The organism is Teredinibacter haidensis (genome assembly GCF_014211975.1).
GTDB lineage: Bacteria > Pseudomonadota > Gammaproteobacteria > Pseudomonadales > Cellvibrionaceae > Teredinibacter > Teredinibacter haidensis.
The window spans coordinates 3686579-3703242 of the sequence record NZ_CP060084.1 but is presented as its reverse complement, the minus strand read 5'-3'; the positions used below and the strand labels follow the sequence as shown (position 1 = coordinate 3703242).

The following is a 16664-nucleotide window of genomic DNA, read 5'->3' as shown; positions in this document are numbered from 1 at the left end:
AAAACAATGAAAAAAAGACTCGACAATAAATGGGCACTGGTAACAGGCTCGGCTCGCGGTATCGGCCAACAAATCGCATTGGGACTCGCGCAACTGGGTTGCAACGTTATCGTTCATGGCAGAGCCGAGGGAAACACCCAAAAAACACAGGAGATGCTTAAAGCAACCGGTGTTGAGGTTAAAAATGTCTTTGGTGAACTGGATACCGAAGAGGGTGTAGCGAAAATTATTGCGCAGGTGCGGGCAGTTGCTCCCCAGATCGACATACTCTACAACAACGCCGCCATTAGTTGCGAATCCACACCCGTATTTGAATTCAGCATGGACGTGTGGAAAAAATCTTTCCAGGTGAACGTATTTGCCCTGGCACAACTGTGCAATGCCTTTGGCCCAGGAATGAAAGAACGCAACTGGGGGCGCATTGTGAACCTGTCCTCCGGCATTGCCGACCAGCCCAACCTTGCACCCTATAGTGTTACCAAGGCGGCAGTGGACAAGCTCACTAAAGATCTAGCCTATGAATTCAAAGATACCAACGTGCGGGTAAACTGCATTGACCCGGGATGGATCCGCACAGACCTCGGTGGACCAGACGCTTGGGATTCTGTCGAATCTACATTGCCTGGTATGCTCGCCCCGGTCATCGTTGCCGATGGCGGCGCAAACGGCGAATATTTCAGGGCGCAGGACTTTACCCTATTTGACTGAGTTGACGTTTGTTAAAAATGTAGCGCTGCTACTGGTTCTCGCCTATGTGGGAATTGGGGCAGCGCTTTTTGTTTTTCAGCGCAGCTTTATTTATTTCCCCACACGAGCGGTATCGCTAGCGGGCGTGGAAAATGTGGAGATAAGCCATGACAATTACCACCTACAGGGGCATGTTGTAAACGATGGTAAGCGTGAACTTGTCATATATTTTGGCGGCAACGCGGAGCAAATAGCGTATAGCCTGCAAGGCCTCTCCCCTTACTTGCGACACAAAACACTCGTGGGCTTCCACTACCGTAGCTACAGCGGTAGCGAAGGCGAGCCAAGCGAAAAAACGATCTTTGCCGATGCGCTATATATATACGATCAGTTGGCCGTAAAATACGATAAAGTTGCGTTGATCGGGCGCAGCCTCGGAAGCGGAGTAGCCAGCTATATTGCCAGTCAGCGCAAAATCGACAAACTGGTATTGGTTACACCCTACGACAGTATTGAAGCACTGGCGGCGCGAACCTATTGGTTTTACCCCATAAAATGGATGATAACGGAAAAATACGATTCAGCTAGCCGCGCCGGGCACATAAGCTGCGACACGCTAATGATGATTGCCGCAGAAGATACCATCATCCCAATGGCCAATAGTGAAAAGCTCTACCATCAATTCCCGCGCGGTGTTGCAACACTAATAAAAATTGAAGGCGCGGGGCACAACTCGATAAGTAATATACCGCAGTACCTAAGTGCAATAAGCGAATTTTTAGAGGAACAAGGTGCTGAAAGTGGCAATAGCGTACCCGGAATATAAAAACAAACGTCTATTACGTAACACCGAGCAATAGGCCCAACGGCTGGTAATTTCCAACGACCATCCGCCCAGTTCCCAGGGCCATAGCTACACCGGCAGAAACGTAAACACCATAGCCATCGCTCGAGTGCGTAAAATATCACAGAAAGCATGATTGAAATAACAGCGCCTTGGTGAAAATTTTTATGGTAAATATTCCGCACGGAGCATCTAATTTATCCTCTAGAAACCTATTGTTAACGTGTGCATATAAAAAGTTAAATAGGGTCGCCGTCTAACTGCAGTTGGAGTGCGAAAGCGCGAAAAATACTAATAGCTATTCATTATAAGTGTAGAGCCTAGGATTTGTGGTGGTATGGGCGTATCCTTAAACAATGCACGCGTTGAAAGACGGCATTTCGCCGCATTTAATACGGCGTTTTACGCCCTAATAATATTGTTATAAGCGCTCGTAGTTGGTTGTAAAGTTTTTACGTGTTTCAATTGAACTCTGAGTTTTTCTGAGAGCTTTGTGTAATCACTTTTAAGCTAAAGGGCCGCCTGTCGGCCGCCATAATTTGAGGTTAAGAGCGTTCGTTCCCGGTGCGAGTTATACCAGCCAAGCTAAATTGTTAAAGAACAACAATATAGATTGTCTTTGTAAATAATTTGTTGGTGGTTGTTTGACTTCGTTTCAACCATCTTTGCGTCGGCTAAGTCAAAATATTGAAGAAGGCTCTTTGAGTAAGGCATTGTGGTCCTCACTAGAAAGTTCGGTACGGTTCCGCTTATAACAAATTACTTAAACATCGTTCCGGCCGAAAAGACGGCCTCCACTGGACGCAGCAAGCTGCGCCGTTTAGCAAAACGTTATGAGTAGGTGCTAATGAAATATCTAATCTTATCCATTATATTTATTTTTGCTAAAAATTCTTATGCAGTTGAGGCGTGTCCCCATGAGAATAGCGAGTCTATATTGCAAGATTATCTTTATGATGTTCGCTTACCTTTTACCGCGCTTCAGTATTTCAACATAAACAAACCTGATGAGGCTCGTCATAGCCTTACTCGTGATTTATCCAATACTATTTATGGGTTAGGTCAACTTTTGCCCTATGAAGAGTGCTTTGAAAATGAAGCCGAACTTGATCGGGCATGGGGAATGATTAGAGTTCTTGCTGTCATGCATGAGAAGTATCCCGTGCCAGAGTGGAAGAATAATGAGCTAATATTATCAATTCTACAAAAAGCTAAAGAAATAGATCCAGCTCAGACTGCAGGGGTAAGAAATAGAGATTGGAGCAAGCAGCAATGAAACTCATAACAAGCGCATCATGGTTCAGCCGCTTCGCGGCTTGGACTCACAAAAGCTGCGCTTTTGCTCGCCCCATATACGAACGTTATAAGCGCTCGTAGTTGGTTGTAAGGTTTTTACGTGTTTCAATTGAGCACTGAGATTTCTGAGAGTTTTGTGGAATAACTTTTAAGCTAAAAGGCCGCCTGTCGGCCGCTATAGTTTGAGGTTAGGAGTGTTCGTTCTCGGTGCGGGTAATGCCAGCCAAACTAAATTGTTAAAAAGCAACAATATGGCTTGGCTTAGTAATTCATTTGGTTGTTGGTCGCTGAACTTTGTTCTAACCATCTTTGCGTCGGTTACGTCCAAATATTGAAGAAGGGTCTTTGAGTAAGGTATTGTGGTCCTCACTAGCAGGTTCTGTGCGGTTCCGCCTATAACAAATTACTTAAACATCGTTCCGGCCAAAAGACGGCCTCCACTGGACGCAGCAAGCTGCGCCGTTTAGCAAAACGTTATGGCGGGTTTAAATAATTTAGTTGTAGTTCCAGAATATTTATTAAATTGAGAGTTTGAAGTTTAGTAAGTGCAATCGTCGAGAAAGAATAAATAGTTTCACTCGGTGCAAGAAAGTAGTGAAATGGTCGCAATAGAAAGTATTGAAATAAGGTGAGTCTAAAACCATTCGTTCCTTGGCTCACCGTGTAAGATTCCGCTGCGAAACAAAAATGGGTAGTTCGCATCTTCAAAGCTCTATCAAGAAGGTGCGAATTGTAAAAATAGTAGTTTAAACTGGTTGGGGTTTTTAATTGGCTAAAGTTCCGCGTTCGCTCCACAAAAAGCGTTGTAGAAAGAAAGTGCCTCCCAGCTCATAACAAATCGCTGCACTCGGACGCATATTGCTACGCTCGTTTTTATGTATGTCGCGGTGCTCCATTTTACATAAAAACGCTCTCCGCAATATGCGCCGGTGAGCTCGGCGTTAGGTATCATAGGGAATATGCACATCACCATGAAAAATGTTTTTAATTCCCTCATTTCATTTATATTAGGTGTTGTGTTTTGTTTCTACTTTATAGTTTATTCACTTATGGAGACGAGTGTCGCGAGAGTTCATTTGCTGAGCTCCAATCTTTATCAAATCGCCGATAAAGCAGGCGCAGGAGAGACTCGCGAAAGTGTAACTCCAATAATTTACGATGACATAAATTTTTACACTCGCTACAGGGATTTCTATCCTAGATTCCTTATAGAGAAAATGGATATGATTCTATGTATGTCAGTTCGTGATGATCCGTCGAATTACGATACAACAATATATTTTTCGCTAATAAATAATCCAGAATTAGAAAGTTTAATAGCTAATCATATGGGATATTGTATTGGTCGGTAGCTATTAAAAGGGGTACTTTCCTTGCAAAGTGTTGCGTATCGCCTAACAAAGCCATCATGTGGACAGCTTTTCCGTCGCTTCGTTTTGTGCTTGAATAGCACAAAACAAATCAACTACAAAGCTGCCCCATATGGCGGCGTTAGGAGTCACCATGGATCGAGACAGTTGGGGTATATTTCATGATGGCTATATATCCAGAATTGAAGGTGTTGTCCCTGGTGAATTAAGAGTATTTGTAAATATCCTATATCTCCGTGAAATGTTCCAGGGAGAGGGTGAGGGCTTTGTAGTTACTTTAAGTAATTGCACAGTGTTTGAATTCCAAGAATATGATGAGCAACCCACAAGTAACCTAAGAGATATAGAAGACTTAGAACCTGAAGTTTTGTATGTGCAAAGTAAAGAACCATTGGTCCTAGATTGTTCTGCTGGCACTTTAAGGTTGTCTTACGACAGTGCAACTATTGAAATAGATAATGGCATCCCTGTAACAGACGATGAGTTATCTCAAGAATGTGACAATTATTGGGAAGGCTGGAAAAAACGTAATGAAGAAAACTCCTAACAAGTTTGTCCAGCTGACGTTTTGGTCTTCGCTCCTTTTTGTGCATGGCCTTCGGCCATCTTTGCACAAAAATCCACTACAACCAAAACGCAGCTGACAAAGGCGTTATAGCGGTCTTTAGCATTTTACATTTTTAGGTGAGTCTCAGGTATCCCTTACCTTACTTCGTAGGGGCTTGGTCAAGCAGTTGGATCGTAAATCGAGAGATTCTACATCGCTAACGTAGTTTCTTTATCGTTGGTGGTATTTAACTACGAGTCTTTGCCTGTTTGGATGTTGTGCTGTTGCTCGGCTTTTGTCAGTAGTGGTAGTGTTTAGAGGGAAATGGCGTGCGGCGGCCTGTTCGTTATTGTCGGCAAAGGCTTTGTTAGAGAAATGGGGAAAGTTTGTAGGTACGAACGCTGCTTTGCTATAACAAAGTCATCAAACCTGACACTTTTTACTCCATTTCATGTTGTGCATGCCTGCGGCATAATTGCACAACATTCCATTACATAAAAAGTGCAGTTTATAACAACGTTATGGCGGGTTTAAATAATTTGTAAATCGTTCCAGAATACTGTCCAATTTGAGAACTCGCAGTTTAGTAAGTGCAAACGTCGAGAAAGAACAAATAGTTTCACTCGGTACAAGAATGTAGTGAAGTGGTTACAATAGAAAGTATTGGAACAAGGTGAGTCTAAAACTGTTCGTTCTTTGGCTTACCGTTTGGGATTCCACTGCGAAATAAAAAATGGGTGGTTCGCATCTTCAAGGCTCCATCAAGACAATGCGAATTGTTAGAATAGTAGTTTATACTGGTTGGGTTTTTAATAGGCTAAAGTTCCGCGTTCGCTCCACAAAGAGCGCTGTAGAAAGTAAGTGCCACCCAGCTCATAACAAATCGCTGCACTCGGACGCATATTGCTGCGCTCGTTTTTATGTATGTCGCGGTGCTCCATTTTACATAAAAACGCTCTCCGCAATATGCGCCGGTGAGCTCGGCGTTATAGCGGTCTTTAGCATTTTACATTTTTAGGTGAGTCTCAAGTATCCCTTACCTTACTTCGTAGGGCCTTGGTCAAGCAGTTGGATCGTAAATCGCGAGATTAGGCATCGCTAACGTAGTTTCTTTATCGTTGGTGGTATTTAACTACGAGTCTTTGCCAGTTTGGATGTTGTGCTGTTGCTCGGCTTTTGTCAGTAGTGGTAGTGTTTAGAGGGAAATGGCGTGCGGCGGCCTGTTCGTTATTGTCGGCGATGGCTTTGTTAGAGAAATGGGGAAGGTTTGTAGGTATGAACGCTGCCTTGCTATAACAAAGTCATCAAACCTGACACTTTTTACTCCATTTCATGTTGTGCATGCCTGCGGCATAATCACACAACATTCCATTACATAAAAAGTGCAGTTTATAACAACGTTATGACTCTAGAGCGAGAACATGAAAGTATCAAAAATATTTGAAGAAGAACCAATACAGTGGGGATTGCGAGGTGATCCTTTTCTGTGGCGTGAGCTACAGGAAGTCTTCAAAGAAATTGATATGCCAGATACTCCGCAAGAGTTACAGGTCTTAATCGAAAAAGAGTACGAAAAATCAACTGGGCATCCAATTAGCTATCAAAAGCATTTCGGCATCGAGAGGTTTCGTAGCCACGGTATGTCTAGTGGTGGTATTAGCCCTGAGTTTTGGGTTCGCAGTGGCATACCGCTTTTGGTGGGTCGTCATGCAAAGTCATAACAAGTCAAAGCACTCGGACTTGGTAAAGCTGTCACCTTTTTTGTTCCAAAAAAGTCGCCAACTTCACCAAGCCGGTGTTTGAGGCGTTACTTGTCTATTCAAAAAAGTTTGGTGTGTATTTAAGTTTCAGTAGGGTGTTCCTAAATTCGTCACCCTCCATCAAGTTTAGGTAACCAACCTTTGGTCGCTTACAACGTGCTTCGTAAAAGGCAGATTTGGTAATCCGGTAAAGCTACGTTGCAGAAAGCGCAACCAAGCTTTACCTAGCAAAGGGAGTTTGCGGCTTATTCCTCGCGTTCGTTCCTTTCTGTTGGTTGCCATAATCACTTGTTGTTTTGGGTCAATTTTATGCCTTCTGTTTTGGCTATCCCACGGTTATAGTTGGGTCTAACCAAAGCTTCAGGCTTTTTAAACAAATAGAGCAATTGGCGTAACAGCGTAGTTCAAAGCGAGTAGGTGTTTGGTACAAGTAACAAACCAAGTCAGTAGGACTTACTTTGCCGTCGCTTCGCTCCAAAACGCAAAGTAAGCCTCTGCTTGGGGCGTTAAGAGTCTATGAGCACTGAAGACAATAAATGGAATTTAGATCGGCCTCCTACGAAGTGGGAGCGTATCTATGGTTCAGTATTTTCAATATTGATCTTCATCTTAATGTCTCTTTTTTTATATGCTTCATCTTTGAGCATAATTGAGAAAGAGATTACAAATACCACTTTGGTAACATTTTTAGTGGCAGTATTGCTCTTTATCGGTTCAGGCTATCTATTAGTGCGCGTAGTCTTCGGCAAGCGCAAAAAACCTAGCGCGAAAGCAATAATTATTACAGGTTATGTTTTAGGTACTTCTAGCTGCATGCTTTTAGTGGCATCAGTTTTTGGTTTAAGCAATACTCCGTTTCTGGCGGCAACGGGGTTTAGCGGTCTGGTAGGTAGTTCATTAATAATTAGCCAGGGTAAACGTCGTGGCAACTCTTAACAAAGCAAACCAGCATCAGTCGCTGCGCTCCTTGGACAGCCTTGCCGTCGCTCGTTTTGTGCATGGCTTCGCCATTTACGCACAAAACAATCAACAACAAGTCTGCCGCTGTTTGCGGCGTTATGGCGGGTTTAAATAATTTATTTGTGGTTCCAGAATCTTTCTAATTTGAGGTCTCGCAGTTTAGTAAGTGCAATCGTCGAGAAAGAACAAATGGTTTCACTCGGCGCAAGAAAGTCGCGAAGTGGTTACAATAGAAAGTATTGGAATAAGGTGAGTCTAAAACTGTTCGTTCCTTGGCTCACCGTTTAAGGTTCCACTGCAAAACTAAAATGGGTGGCTCGCATCTTCAAAGCTCCATCAAGAAAATGCGAATTGTTAGAATAGTAGTTTATACTGGTTGGGTTTTTAATAGGCTAAAGTTCCGCGTTCGCTCCACAAAGAGCGTTGTAGAAAGTAAGTGCCACCCAGCTCATAACAAATCGCTGCACTCGGACGCATATTGCTACGCTCGTTTTTATGTATGTCGCTGTGCTCCATTTTACATAAAAACGCTCTCCGCAATATGCGCCGGTGAGCTCGGCGTTATGTGTAAGGAGAGCTGAAAGTGCGAAATATTTTTCTGGCAATTTTATTACTACCTTGTTGGAGTTTTGCCGCAGAAACTATTAACTGCTATTTTGATAAGTTTCACCAAGTAAATCACGAAGTTCCTGAGATGACAGGGTATGCAGCCATCGACCAAAGCCTCGAAATTGTGGTAGGTAAAACATTGGAGGAAACATTAAAACTAGACGGTAAGAAACGGGCTGCAAATAGTGCCAACTGGGTGATTTTAGAACCCAAGGGCTGGGAAACGTATTCAACTACTTACGCCGGTGATTTTGGCGAGCTACTTACCATTGAGCACAAGTTGGGTGAAAATTCCAAAGGTCTAAATGGCTGGTACAAGGCGTCACTTATTAGCTCAAAAATAATCACCACTCATACATCCCTTGGTAAGTGCTTAATAAAGTGACACACATAACAAGCAAAGGCAGCATCGCCCTGCGGGCTGGACGCGCTGACGCGCGCCGCTGCTTTGGGCGTTATAAGCGCTCGTATTTGGTTGAAAAATGTTTACGTGTTTCAATTGAGCGCAGAGGCGCCTGAGGGTTTCGTGGAACCACTTTTAGGCTAAAAGGCAGCCTGTCGGCCGCCATAGTTTGATGTTAAGAGCGTTCGTTCTCGGTGCGAGTTATACCAGCCAAACTAAATTGTTAAAGAGCAACAATATAGCTTGGCTTAGTAAATAATTTGTTGGTGGTTGTTTGGCTTCGTTCCAACCATCTTTGCGTCGGCTAAGTCAGAATATTGAAGAAGGGTCTTTGAGTAAGGTATTGTGGTCCTCACTAGAAAGTTCGGTACGGTTCCGCTTATAACAAATTGCTTAAACATCGTTCCGGCCAAAAGACGGCCTCCACTGGACGCAGCAAGCTGCGCCGTTTAGCAAAACGTTATAAGCGCTCGTAGTTGGTTGTAAGGTTTTTACGTGTTTCAATTGAGCGCTGAGGCCCCTGAGGGTTTCGTGGAACCACTTTTAGGCTAAAAGGCCGCCTGTCGGCCGCCATAGTTTGAGGTTAAGAGTGTTCGTTCTCGGTGCGGGTAATGCCAGCCAAACTAAATTGTTAAAAAGCAACAATATGGCTTGGCTTAGTAATTCATTTGGTTGTTGGTCGCTGAACTTCGTTCTAACCATCTTTGCGTCGGTTACGTCCAAATATTGAAGAAGGGTCTTTGAGTAAGGTATTGTGGTCCTCACTAGCAGGTTCTGTGCGGTTCCGCCTATAACAAATTACTTAAACATCGTTCCGGCCAAAAGACGGCCTCCACTGGACGCAGCAAGCTGCGCCGTTTAGCAAAACGTTATATTTCACTATGAACAAAGTACTGTTTTTACTATTATTTTTATCGCCGTTGAGTTGGTCAATAGTCGACACTAATCAGTGCACTGATGAAAATACGATTTCAAAGTTTAGAGAAGACCTTGAGATCAAAAAGTCGAATATTGGCGAAGAGATTATTAGCTTTAATGTTTTTACTCCATTGGAGTACAAAGATTTACCTTATTTTATGTCGTATCTTGTCTACTCTAACGCTAAAGAAGAGGTTCTACGGGCGCCTCTGCTAGCTGAAATAGAAAAAGATGGGCATAGGGTATTTTTTAGTGTTAAGCCCGAGTATGTACAAAACGTGGAGTTCGTTACAATTTTCCGTAAAAAATACGAAAAGGCAGCATTTCATGTTCCTTATTGTGAATTTAGGCAAAAAATATAACAAATTGCTTCTGCTGACGTTTTGGTCTTCGCTCCTATTTGTGCATGGCCTGCGGCCATTTTTTCACAAATATCCACTACAACCAAAACGCAGCAGAGCAAGGCGTTATAGCGGTCTTTAGCATTTTATATTTTTAGATGAGCCTCAAGTATCCCTTACCTTACTTCGTAGGGTGCTTGGTTAAGCAGTTGGATCGTAACTCGCGAGATTCGGCATCGCTAACGTAGTTTCTTTATCGTTGGTGGTATTTAACTACGAGTCTTTTCCAGTTTGGATGTTGTTCTGTTGCTCAGCCTTTTTTAGTGGTTGTAGTGTTTAGACGGGCAGTAGCTTGGTATGGCTTGGTCGTTATTGTCGGCGATGGCTTTGTTAGATATATGGGGAAAGTTTGTAGGTATGAACGCTGCCTTGCTATAACAAAGTCATCAAACCTGACACTTTTTACTGCATTCCATGTTGTGCATGCCTGCGGCATAATTGCACAACATTCCATTACATAAAAAGTGCAGTTTATAACAACGTTATAAGCGCTCGTAGTTGGTTGTAAGGTTTTTACGTGTTTCAATTGAGCGCAGAGGCGCCTGAGGGTTTCGTGGAACCACTTTTTGGGCTAAAAGGCAGCCTGTCGGCCGCCATAGTTTTATGTTAAGAGCGTTCGTTCCCGGTGCGAGTTATACCAGCCAAGCTAAATTGTTAAAGAGCAACAATATAGCTTGGCTTAGTCAATCAGTTTGTTGCTGGTTGTTTGACTTCGTTTCAACCATCTTTGCGTCGGCTAAGTCAAAATATTGAAGCAGGGTCTTTGAGTAAGGTATTGTGGCCCTCACTAGAAAGTTCGGTACGGTTCCGCTTATAACAAATTACTTAAACATCGTTCCGGCCAAAAAGACGGCCTCCACTGGACGCAGCAAGCTGCGCCGTTTAGCAAAACGTTATAAGCGCTCGTAGTTGGTTGTAACGTTTTTACGTGTTTCAATTGAGCACTGAGTTTTTTGAGAGTTTTGTGGAGTCACTTTTAGGCTAAAATGCCGCCTGTCGGCCGCCATAATTTGAGGTTAAGAGTGTTCGTTCTCGGTGCGAGTTATGCCAGCCAAGCTAAATTGTTAAAGAGCAACAATATAGCTTGTCTTAGTAAACAATTTGTTGGTGGTTGTTTGACTTCGTTTCAACCATCTTTGCGTCGGCTAAGTCAAAATATTGAAGAAGGGTCTTTGAGTAAGGTATTGTGGTCCTCACTAGAAAGTTCGGTACGGTTCCGCTTATAACAAATTACTTAAACATCGTTCCGGCCAAAAAGACGGCCTCCACTGGACGCAGCAAGCTGCGCCGTTTAGCAAAACGTTATAGCGGTCTTTAGCATTTTATATTTTTAGATGAGCCTCAAGTATCCCTTACCTTACTTCGTAGGGTGCTTGGTTAAGCAGTTGGATCGTAACTCGCGAGATTCGGCATCGCTAACGTAGTTTCTTTATCGTTGGTGGTATTTAACTACGAGTCTTTTCCAGTTTGGATGTTGTTCTGTTGCTCAGCCTTTTTTAGTGGTTGTAGTGTTTAGACGGGCAGTAGCTTGGTATGGCTTGGTCGTTATTGTCGGCGATGGCTTTGTTAGATATATGGGGAAAGTTTGTAGGTATGAACGCTGCCTTGCTATAACAAAGTCATCAAACCTGACACTTTTTACTGCATTCCATGTTGTGCATGCCTGCGGCATAATTGCACAACATTCCATTACATAAAAAGTGCAGTTTATAACAACGTTACTTGTCTATTCAAAAAAGTTTGGTGTGTATTTAAGTTTTGGCAGGGTGTTCCTAAATTCGTCACCCTCCGTCAAGTTTAGGTAAGCCACCTTTGGTCGCTTACAACGTGCTTCGTAAGAGGCAGATTTGGTAATCCGGTAAAGCTTCGTTGCAGAAAGCGCAACCAAGCTTTACCTAGCAAAGGGAACTTGCGGCTTATTCCTCCCGTTTGTTCCTTTCTGTTGGTTGCCATAATCACTTGTTGTTTTGGGTCAATTTTATGCCTTCTGTTTTGGCTATCCCACGGTTATAGTTGGGTCTAATCAAAGCTTCAGGCTTTTTAAACAAATAAAGCAATTGGCGTAACAGCGTAGTTCAAAGCGAGTAGGTGTTTGGTACAAGTAACAAACCAAGTCAGTAGGACTTACTTTGCTGTCGCTTCGCTCCAAAACGCAAAGTAAGCCTCTGCTTGGGGCGTTATACGTCAAGGAGTCTAAGATCAGCCCTGTAGCGCACTTATTAATTTCTTGGCCTGTTTCTTATGCGTTATTCAAAGATACGACGAAGAGAGAGCGAATAATTCTGAGCGTTTCTGGGCTTTCCCCTGATATAGATGGATTTGGACTGGTTGTCGATTTTTCGACAAAAATACTCGGGGTTTCAACAAACTATTGGAGCCACTTTCACCACAATTTGCACTCGCTCCCGTTCGGAATATTTGTTGCTGTTATTTCTATGTTTTTTGCGAAGGGAAGAAGGGTATTAATTGGTTGTGGTTCGCTCTTGTTATTTCACATACATTTGCTATGTGATCTTGTCGGCTCCAAAGGTTCGAATGGGTATCAATGGCCCATCCCCTATTTGAGTCCGCTACATAGCGGAGTTAATTTATCTGTATCATGGCAATGGGAACTTAATGCTTGGCAAAATATTCTTATAGCATTCATATTTTCCGCTATAAATTATAGCTTAATTAAAATTAAGCGCGAGTCACCTTTTGAGTTGGTGTCATCTCGTATAAATAATGTCGTGGTGAGTCTTGTAAAACGATGAAAACGTATAACAAGTTGGTGAACCCGACCTTCACTGCGTTGCGCGTTTTGTGCTTAAATAGCACAAAACTACAACTCCGTTCCGGCGGGTTACCAAGGCGTTAGGCATATATCATGAATCTTCTGTACCCTTGGATTGATCTAAAAAATCCAAAGTTGTTCGAGGAACAGCTTGATAAAGAGCTGATATCTGGCCATGTATTGTTTGGGATCTCAGTTAAAGCTATTGCGCGGATTGATGGTGATGACGATTATTTATTTTCGCTGTTAGATGGCACCAACAGAGTCGCTGTCGTTCATCTTTCATTTGGTGTTAGCGTAAGCCCAGAGTGGCCATGGACTGAGATGTATCCAAATTATGCAGAGTGGGAATCAAAACGAATGCTTCGTGATAGCTCGGGGACTAATGCCTAACAAGTTTGTCCATTTGACGTTTTGGTCTACGCTCCGTTTTGGGGTGGCTTCGCCACATTGCCCCAAAACTCCACTCCAACCAAAACGCAACTGACAAAGGCGTTATATGGCAAAGCAATGATTGACTCTGAATATAAAGTTAAGCGCTACATAACCGAATTCTCTGAGAAAACGGAAGAGCTGCTTGCTGAGTACGACTTGAATAGTTTTTAGCTTTCTGAATTTCAGAAAGAATTCAATGAAACTAATGATAAAAATCCTATGTTCGAATGCTATCCAATAAAACCTGAGAATGTTGGATTTCTTAAAAAATACATCAGTGATTCGCCTGAGTGGGACTTTTCTAGTAAATCTTACTTTGTTGAATCTCATGGCATATAACAAAGCTATCAAAAATCGTTCCGGCCAAAAACACGGCCTCCACTGGACGCGCTAACGCGCGCCTTTTATAGCGGCGTTATAGCGGTCTTTAGCATTTTACATTTTTAGGTGAGTCTCAAGTATCCCTTACCTTACTTCGTAGGGGTTTGGTTAAGCAGTTGGATCGTAAATTGCGAGATTCGGCATCGCTAACGTAGTTTCTTTATCGTTGGTGGTATTTAACTACGAGTCTTTTCAAGTTTGGATGTTGTGCTGTTGCTAAGCTTTTGTCGGTGGTGGCAGTGTTTAGAGGGTAATGGGGCGGGGCGGTCTGGTCGTTATTGTCGGCGATAGCTTTGTTAGAGAAATGGGGACGGTTTGTAGGTATGAACGCTGCCTTGCTATAACAAAGTCATCAAACCTGACACTTTTTACTCCATTTCATGTTGTGCATGCCTGCGGCATAATTGCACAACATTCCATTACATAAAAAGTGCAGTTTATAACAACGTTATGTAAAAGGATGATGATGAAACACTTAACAATTATTTTTCTTGCTTTATCAGTTTTAGGCTGTGCTAACGCTATTAATCCAAATACGAAGGAATTTATACCAATAAGCGCAATACCTACGGGCGCCACTGAGGGAAGAATAGTTAGTCCAGATAAAATATATCTAGAGCTGGGTGTTATACCAGGAGCGCTTTATGGAGCCCCCTATAACGAACCTAGCTGGTATATCGATCTATATCCAGAAAACCAACCCGAGATAGACGTGACAGTTCTATCAAAGGCTCTAAAAAAATATGCCTCAAAAATGACCGGTAACCCGATTAATAATGGCCTTGTATTAGAGCCCAACCAGACGAAATTTGTTCGTGTAAGTACGTTTGGTTCAGCGCCAAACGAATTTATCCGCTTTAGCGGAGGGTTAGAAGATGAATACGGAAACTTTCTTGTTCTCGCGTATTTCGACAGAAAGTGTACGTTACGTGGTACCAAGGATTTTGGTGAAGAAGGTATCTATCATCATAATTTAGTCATTGATGGGCCGGGCCTGTATAAGCTTATTGCGACATATTCAGATGGCGCATACACGTTAACAGCAGAAAAGAATAACAAGCTAATCTATGCAGTTGTTGAGTAAATTTACATAACAAAGCGGTCAAGCGGACGGCTATTCCGTCGCTTGTTTATGTGGCGGCCGCTACGCTGCCACAACACAATCAACTACATAGCCGCAGCTTAACGCGGCGTTAGGGCTGCGCAAGTTCAGTGATTATCGTAATGCCCACCAATTGCAAAAATATAAATTGAGTGTTCATCGAATTTGTAAATTAGGCGATCTTTTTGGGAAATACGTTTTGACCAAAAGCCAGCGAGGCTGTGTCTAAGTTGCTCTGGTTTTCCCATGCCTTTGCTTGGGTCGTCACGAAGCATTTCTCTTAAAAGTTTGCAAAGAGCTTTGTGTAACTTTTTATCTTTTTCACGAAGCTCTTCGTAGGTTTCCCAAGTTTTACCTTCAAATACCAGTGATCTCATTCATCTGCTCGCTGGTAGGGCTATAGCCGGTGTTTTTGTTGTGAGTTGCCATTGAGTCGGCAATCTGTTTCATGAGGTTGTTGTTCTGTAGAATGTAGAGCGTTTCTTGCTCTCTTTCCCAGTCGTCGGCACTCATTACAACAAATGCCTCTCCGGCTCGGCGGGTTACCTTGAGAGGGGTATGGTTTGTAACTACTTGTTCTACAAAGGTTTTTAGCTTATCTCTAAACTGGTTTACGCTTACTGTATCCATATCTAATACCAGGTGTACGGAAGTTCGGTACAAGTATAGCAGTATGGCCCTAACAAGGCTATCAACCTGACGTCCAAAGCTACGCTGGTCTTTGGGCATGGCCTTCGGCCATTATGGCCCAAAACCAGCTCCTCTTTGGCCGCAGGTTATAGCGGCGTTATACACGTACGGAGTAACGGTGAGAAATTTAATTTTTAGCTTCAGTTTTCTTTTCGTGATGTTTTGCGAAAGTGTTTATGCTAGGCAGATCTGTGAAGGGGAGGTGCCGCTAAAGTCAGTGCCACCGGCATACCCTTCAATAGAATCGCCGGTGGGACATAGCGGATATGTCATTATTGAATTTACTATTGACTATAAGGGAGAGGTCAACTCGCCAAAAGTTCTCGAAGCTGTGTCTCAACCGACTGAGCAATTTGCAAAGCCATTCGCTCAGTCAGCTCTTGTAGCACTAAAGCAGTGGGAGTATGAAGCTAGACAAATCGCTTGTGAATCTTCACAAAAATTTATATTTGAACTAACTGAATGAAATGTATAACAAATTGCTCCTGCTGACATTTTTTCCGTTGCTTCTTTTGTGCTTAATAGCACAAAAGCATCCACTCCAAAAATGCAGCAGAGCAAGGCGTTATAGCTTGTCGGGGTCATCACGAGAAAGCGCCAAATCATAGACTTCGTTACGGTTTCTTTTTCCTGCAGCAAGAACGGTCACTGTAATTGTTGTATCGGAAACTGAATATACTAAGCGGTAGCCAAGTTGGCGTAATTTAATTTTGTATAAGTTATTCCCGCCGCTAACAGCAGCGGAAAGCACATGAGGGTTTTCAAGTCGTTCGGTTAGTTTCTTTTTAAATACTTGTCGTATTGATGGGGCGAGCTTTTTCCATTCTTTTAAAGCACTCTTTTTAAATTCGAGGCTATAGCTCATCCAGTTTCACCTTTACGCTTTCTTCATCCATGCGGCTTCTGGCTACCTCTAGAAGGTCTTTATCTTCTATGAGGTCCATCATAGCCTCGTAGGCTTTAGCTGGGATGCAATAAAAGGCTGGTTCGTTCCTGTTTAGCACGGCTATTGGCATACCTTCACCGCTAGCAACAACCTTCATGGGGTTGGCTTTTAGCTCAGAAATGCTTGCAGCCATTTCGGTAAGTATTTGATTTGGCATGGTTTTTACCTATAAAGGGTTGGGTTAAGCCCTAATTATAGACCTATTAACGGGTCTTCGGTAGAGCCATAACAAGGCCATTAACCTGACGTCCAAAGCTACGCTTGTCTTTGGGCATGGCCTACGGCCATTTTGGCCCAAATCCAGCTCCACTTTGGCCGCAGGTTATAGCGGCGTTATAGCGGTCTTTAGCATTTTACATTTTTAGGTGAGTCTCAAGTATCCCTTACCTTACTTCGTAGGGGCTTGGTTAAGCAGTTGGATCGTAAATTGCGAGATTCTACATTGCTAACGTAGTTTCTTTATCGTTGGTGGTATTTAACTACGAGTCTTTGCCAGTTTGGATGTTGTGCTGTTGCTCGGCTTTTGTCGTTGGTGGCAGTGT

Annotated in this window: 16 protein-coding genes and 1 pseudogene; 13 read left to right on the top strand and 4 right to left on the bottom strand. The window is 43.0% G+C overall.

Annotated features, from left to right (window positions below):
* Nucleotides 1–6 precede the first annotated feature (6 nt).
* The 12 genes and pseudogenes from H5715_RS14885 to H5715_RS14835 all read left to right on the top strand — a co-directional run bounded on the left by H5715_RS14885 (nt 7) and on the right by H5715_RS14835 (nt 14468).
* Nucleotides 7–708 carry an SDR family NAD(P)-dependent oxidoreductase gene (locus tag H5715_RS14885; protein ID WP_075187187.1) on the top strand — a complete coding sequence of 234 codons (702 nt, stop codon included), beginning with the start codon at nt 7–9 and terminating at the stop codon, nt 706–708.
* Entirely contained in the window at nt 701–1513 is an 813-nt protein-coding gene (locus H5715_RS14880; protein ID WP_083608170.1) for an alpha/beta hydrolase, read from the top strand. Before H5715_RS14885 ends, H5715_RS14880 begins: the two co-directional genes overlap by 8 nt.
* An 865-nt stretch (nt 1514–2378) precedes the next feature.
* A complete protein-coding gene (locus H5715_RS14875; protein WP_075185462.1) occupies nt 2379–2807 on the top strand; it encodes a hypothetical protein in 429 nt (142 codons plus the stop codon).
* A gap of 1523 nt (nt 2808–4330) precedes the next feature.
* Nucleotides 4331–4744: a hypothetical protein gene (locus H5715_RS14870; protein WP_075186122.1), complete on the top strand. Its 414-nt coding sequence runs from the start codon at nt 4331–4333 to the stop codon at nt 4742–4744.
* A gap of 1421 nt (nt 4745–6165) precedes the next feature.
* Entirely contained in the window at nt 6166–6465 is a 300-nt protein-coding gene (locus tag H5715_RS14865; RefSeq protein ID WP_075185764.1) for a hypothetical protein, read from the top strand.
* A gap of 555 nt (nt 6466–7020) precedes the next feature.
* Entirely contained in the window at nt 7021–7440 is a 420-nt protein-coding gene (locus tag H5715_RS14860; protein ID WP_075184713.1) for a hypothetical protein, read from the top strand.
* A gap of 607 nt (nt 7441–8047) precedes the next feature.
* On the top strand, nt 8048–8458 hold the full coding sequence (locus H5715_RS14855) for a hypothetical protein (RefSeq protein WP_075184712.1): 411 nt from the start codon (nt 8048–8050) through the stop codon (nt 8456–8458).
* An 899-nt stretch (nt 8459–9357) separates the two neighbouring features.
* Complete coding sequence (locus H5715_RS14850; protein ID WP_075186121.1) at nt 9358–9756, top strand: hypothetical protein; 399 nt, start codon at nt 9358–9360, stop codon at nt 9754–9756.
* A 2168-nt stretch (nt 9757–11924) separates the two neighbouring features.
* On the top strand, nt 11925–12548 hold the full coding sequence (locus H5715_RS20630) for a metal-dependent hydrolase (RefSeq protein ID WP_221892300.1): 624 nt from the start codon (nt 11925–11927) through the stop codon (nt 12546–12548).
* Nucleotides 12549–12661: 113 nt separating this feature from the next.
* Nucleotides 12662–12961, top strand: coding sequence for a hypothetical protein (locus H5715_RS14845; RefSeq protein WP_075186666.1), 300 nt, complete (start codon nt 12662–12664; stop codon nt 12959–12961).
* A 225-nt stretch (nt 12962–13186) separates the two neighbouring features.
* Nucleotides 13187–13342 (top strand): annotated as a pseudogene (locus H5715_RS20625) (DUF7683 domain-containing protein); the annotation flags it as partial.
* A 502-nt stretch (nt 13343–13844) separates the two neighbouring features.
* A complete protein-coding gene (locus tag H5715_RS14835) occupies nt 13845–14468 on the top strand; it encodes a hypothetical protein (protein ID WP_139309728.1) in 624 nt (207 codons plus the stop codon).
* A gap of 125 nt (nt 14469–14593) precedes the next feature.
* Here H5715_RS14835 and H5715_RS14830 read toward each other — a convergent pair whose 3' ends face one another.
* Together H5715_RS14830 and H5715_RS14825 are read right to left on the bottom strand one after the other, a co-directional pair.
* On the bottom strand, nt 14594–14863 hold the full coding sequence (locus H5715_RS14830) for a Txe/YoeB family addiction module toxin (RefSeq protein WP_075184719.1): 270 nt from the start codon (nt 14861–14863) through the stop codon (nt 14594–14596).
* Entirely contained in the window at nt 14844–15116 is a 273-nt protein-coding gene (locus tag H5715_RS14825) for a type II toxin-antitoxin system Phd/YefM family antitoxin (RefSeq protein ID WP_075184721.1), read from the bottom strand. Before H5715_RS14825 ends, H5715_RS14830 begins: the two co-directional genes overlap by 20 nt.
* A 178-nt stretch (nt 15117–15294) precedes the next feature.
* On the opposite strand from H5715_RS14825, the gene H5715_RS14820 reads away from it, so the two are divergent.
* Nucleotides 15295–15642 (top strand): energy transducer TonB, encoded by a 348-nt coding sequence (locus H5715_RS14820; RefSeq protein WP_175574239.1) that lies wholly within the window; start codon nt 15295–15297, stop codon nt 15640–15642.
* 99 nt (nt 15643–15741) lie between these two features.
* On the opposite strand, the gene H5715_RS14815 is transcribed toward H5715_RS14820, so the two are convergent.
* On the bottom strand, nt 15742–16041 hold the full coding sequence (locus H5715_RS14815) for a type II toxin-antitoxin system RelE family toxin (RefSeq protein WP_075184999.1): 300 nt from the start codon (nt 16039–16041) through the stop codon (nt 15742–15744).
* Nucleotides 16031–16279, bottom strand: a complete 249-nt coding sequence (locus tag H5715_RS14810; protein ID WP_075185000.1) for a type II toxin-antitoxin system Phd/YefM family antitoxin — start codon at nt 16277–16279, stop codon at nt 16031–16033. The genes H5715_RS14815 and H5715_RS14810 overlap by 11 nt, the downstream gene beginning before the upstream one ends.
* Nucleotides 16280–16664: the final 385 nt, after the last annotated feature.

What these genes read in the sequence shown, in the direction of transcription:
- H5715_RS14885 (WP_075187187.1), top strand. Translation starts at nt 7, where the DNA reads ATGAAAAAAAGACTCGACAATAAATGGGCACTGGTAACAGGCTCGGCT.
- H5715_RS14875 (WP_075185462.1), top strand. Translation starts at nt 2,379, where the DNA reads ATGAAATATCTAATCTTATCCATTATATTTATTTTTGCTAAAAATTCT.
- H5715_RS14870 (WP_075186122.1), top strand. Translation starts at nt 4,331, where the DNA reads ATGGATCGAGACAGTTGGGGTATATTTCATGATGGCTATATATCCAGA.
- H5715_RS14865 (WP_075185764.1), top strand. Translation starts at nt 6,166, where the DNA reads ATGAAAGTATCAAAAATATTTGAAGAAGAACCAATACAGTGGGGATTG.
- H5715_RS14860 (WP_075184713.1), top strand. Translation starts at nt 7,021, where the DNA reads ATGAGCACTGAAGACAATAAATGGAATTTAGATCGGCCTCCTACGAAG.
- H5715_RS14850 (WP_075186121.1), top strand. Translation starts at nt 9,358, where the DNA reads ATGAACAAAGTACTGTTTTTACTATTATTTTTATCGCCGTTGAGTTGG.
- H5715_RS14845 (WP_075186666.1), top strand. Translation starts at nt 12,662, where the DNA reads ATGAATCTTCTGTACCCTTGGATTGATCTAAAAAATCCAAAGTTGTTC.
- H5715_RS14835 (WP_139309728.1), top strand. Translation starts at nt 13,845, where the DNA reads ATGATGATGAAACACTTAACAATTATTTTTCTTGCTTTATCAGTTTTA.
- H5715_RS14830 (WP_075184719.1), bottom strand. Translation starts at nt 14,863, where the DNA reads ATGAGATCACTGGTATTTGAAGGTAAAACTTGGGAAACCTACGAAGAG.
- H5715_RS14825 (WP_075184721.1), bottom strand. Translation starts at nt 15,116, where the DNA reads ATGGATACAGTAAGCGTAAACCAGTTTAGAGATAAGCTAAAAACCTTT.
- H5715_RS14815 (WP_075184999.1), bottom strand. Translation starts at nt 16,041, where the DNA reads ATGAGCTATAGCCTCGAATTTAAAAAGAGTGCTTTAAAAGAATGGAAA.
- H5715_RS14810 (WP_075185000.1), bottom strand. Translation starts at nt 16,279, where the DNA reads ATGCCAAATCAAATACTTACCGAAATGGCTGCAAGCATTTCTGAGCTA.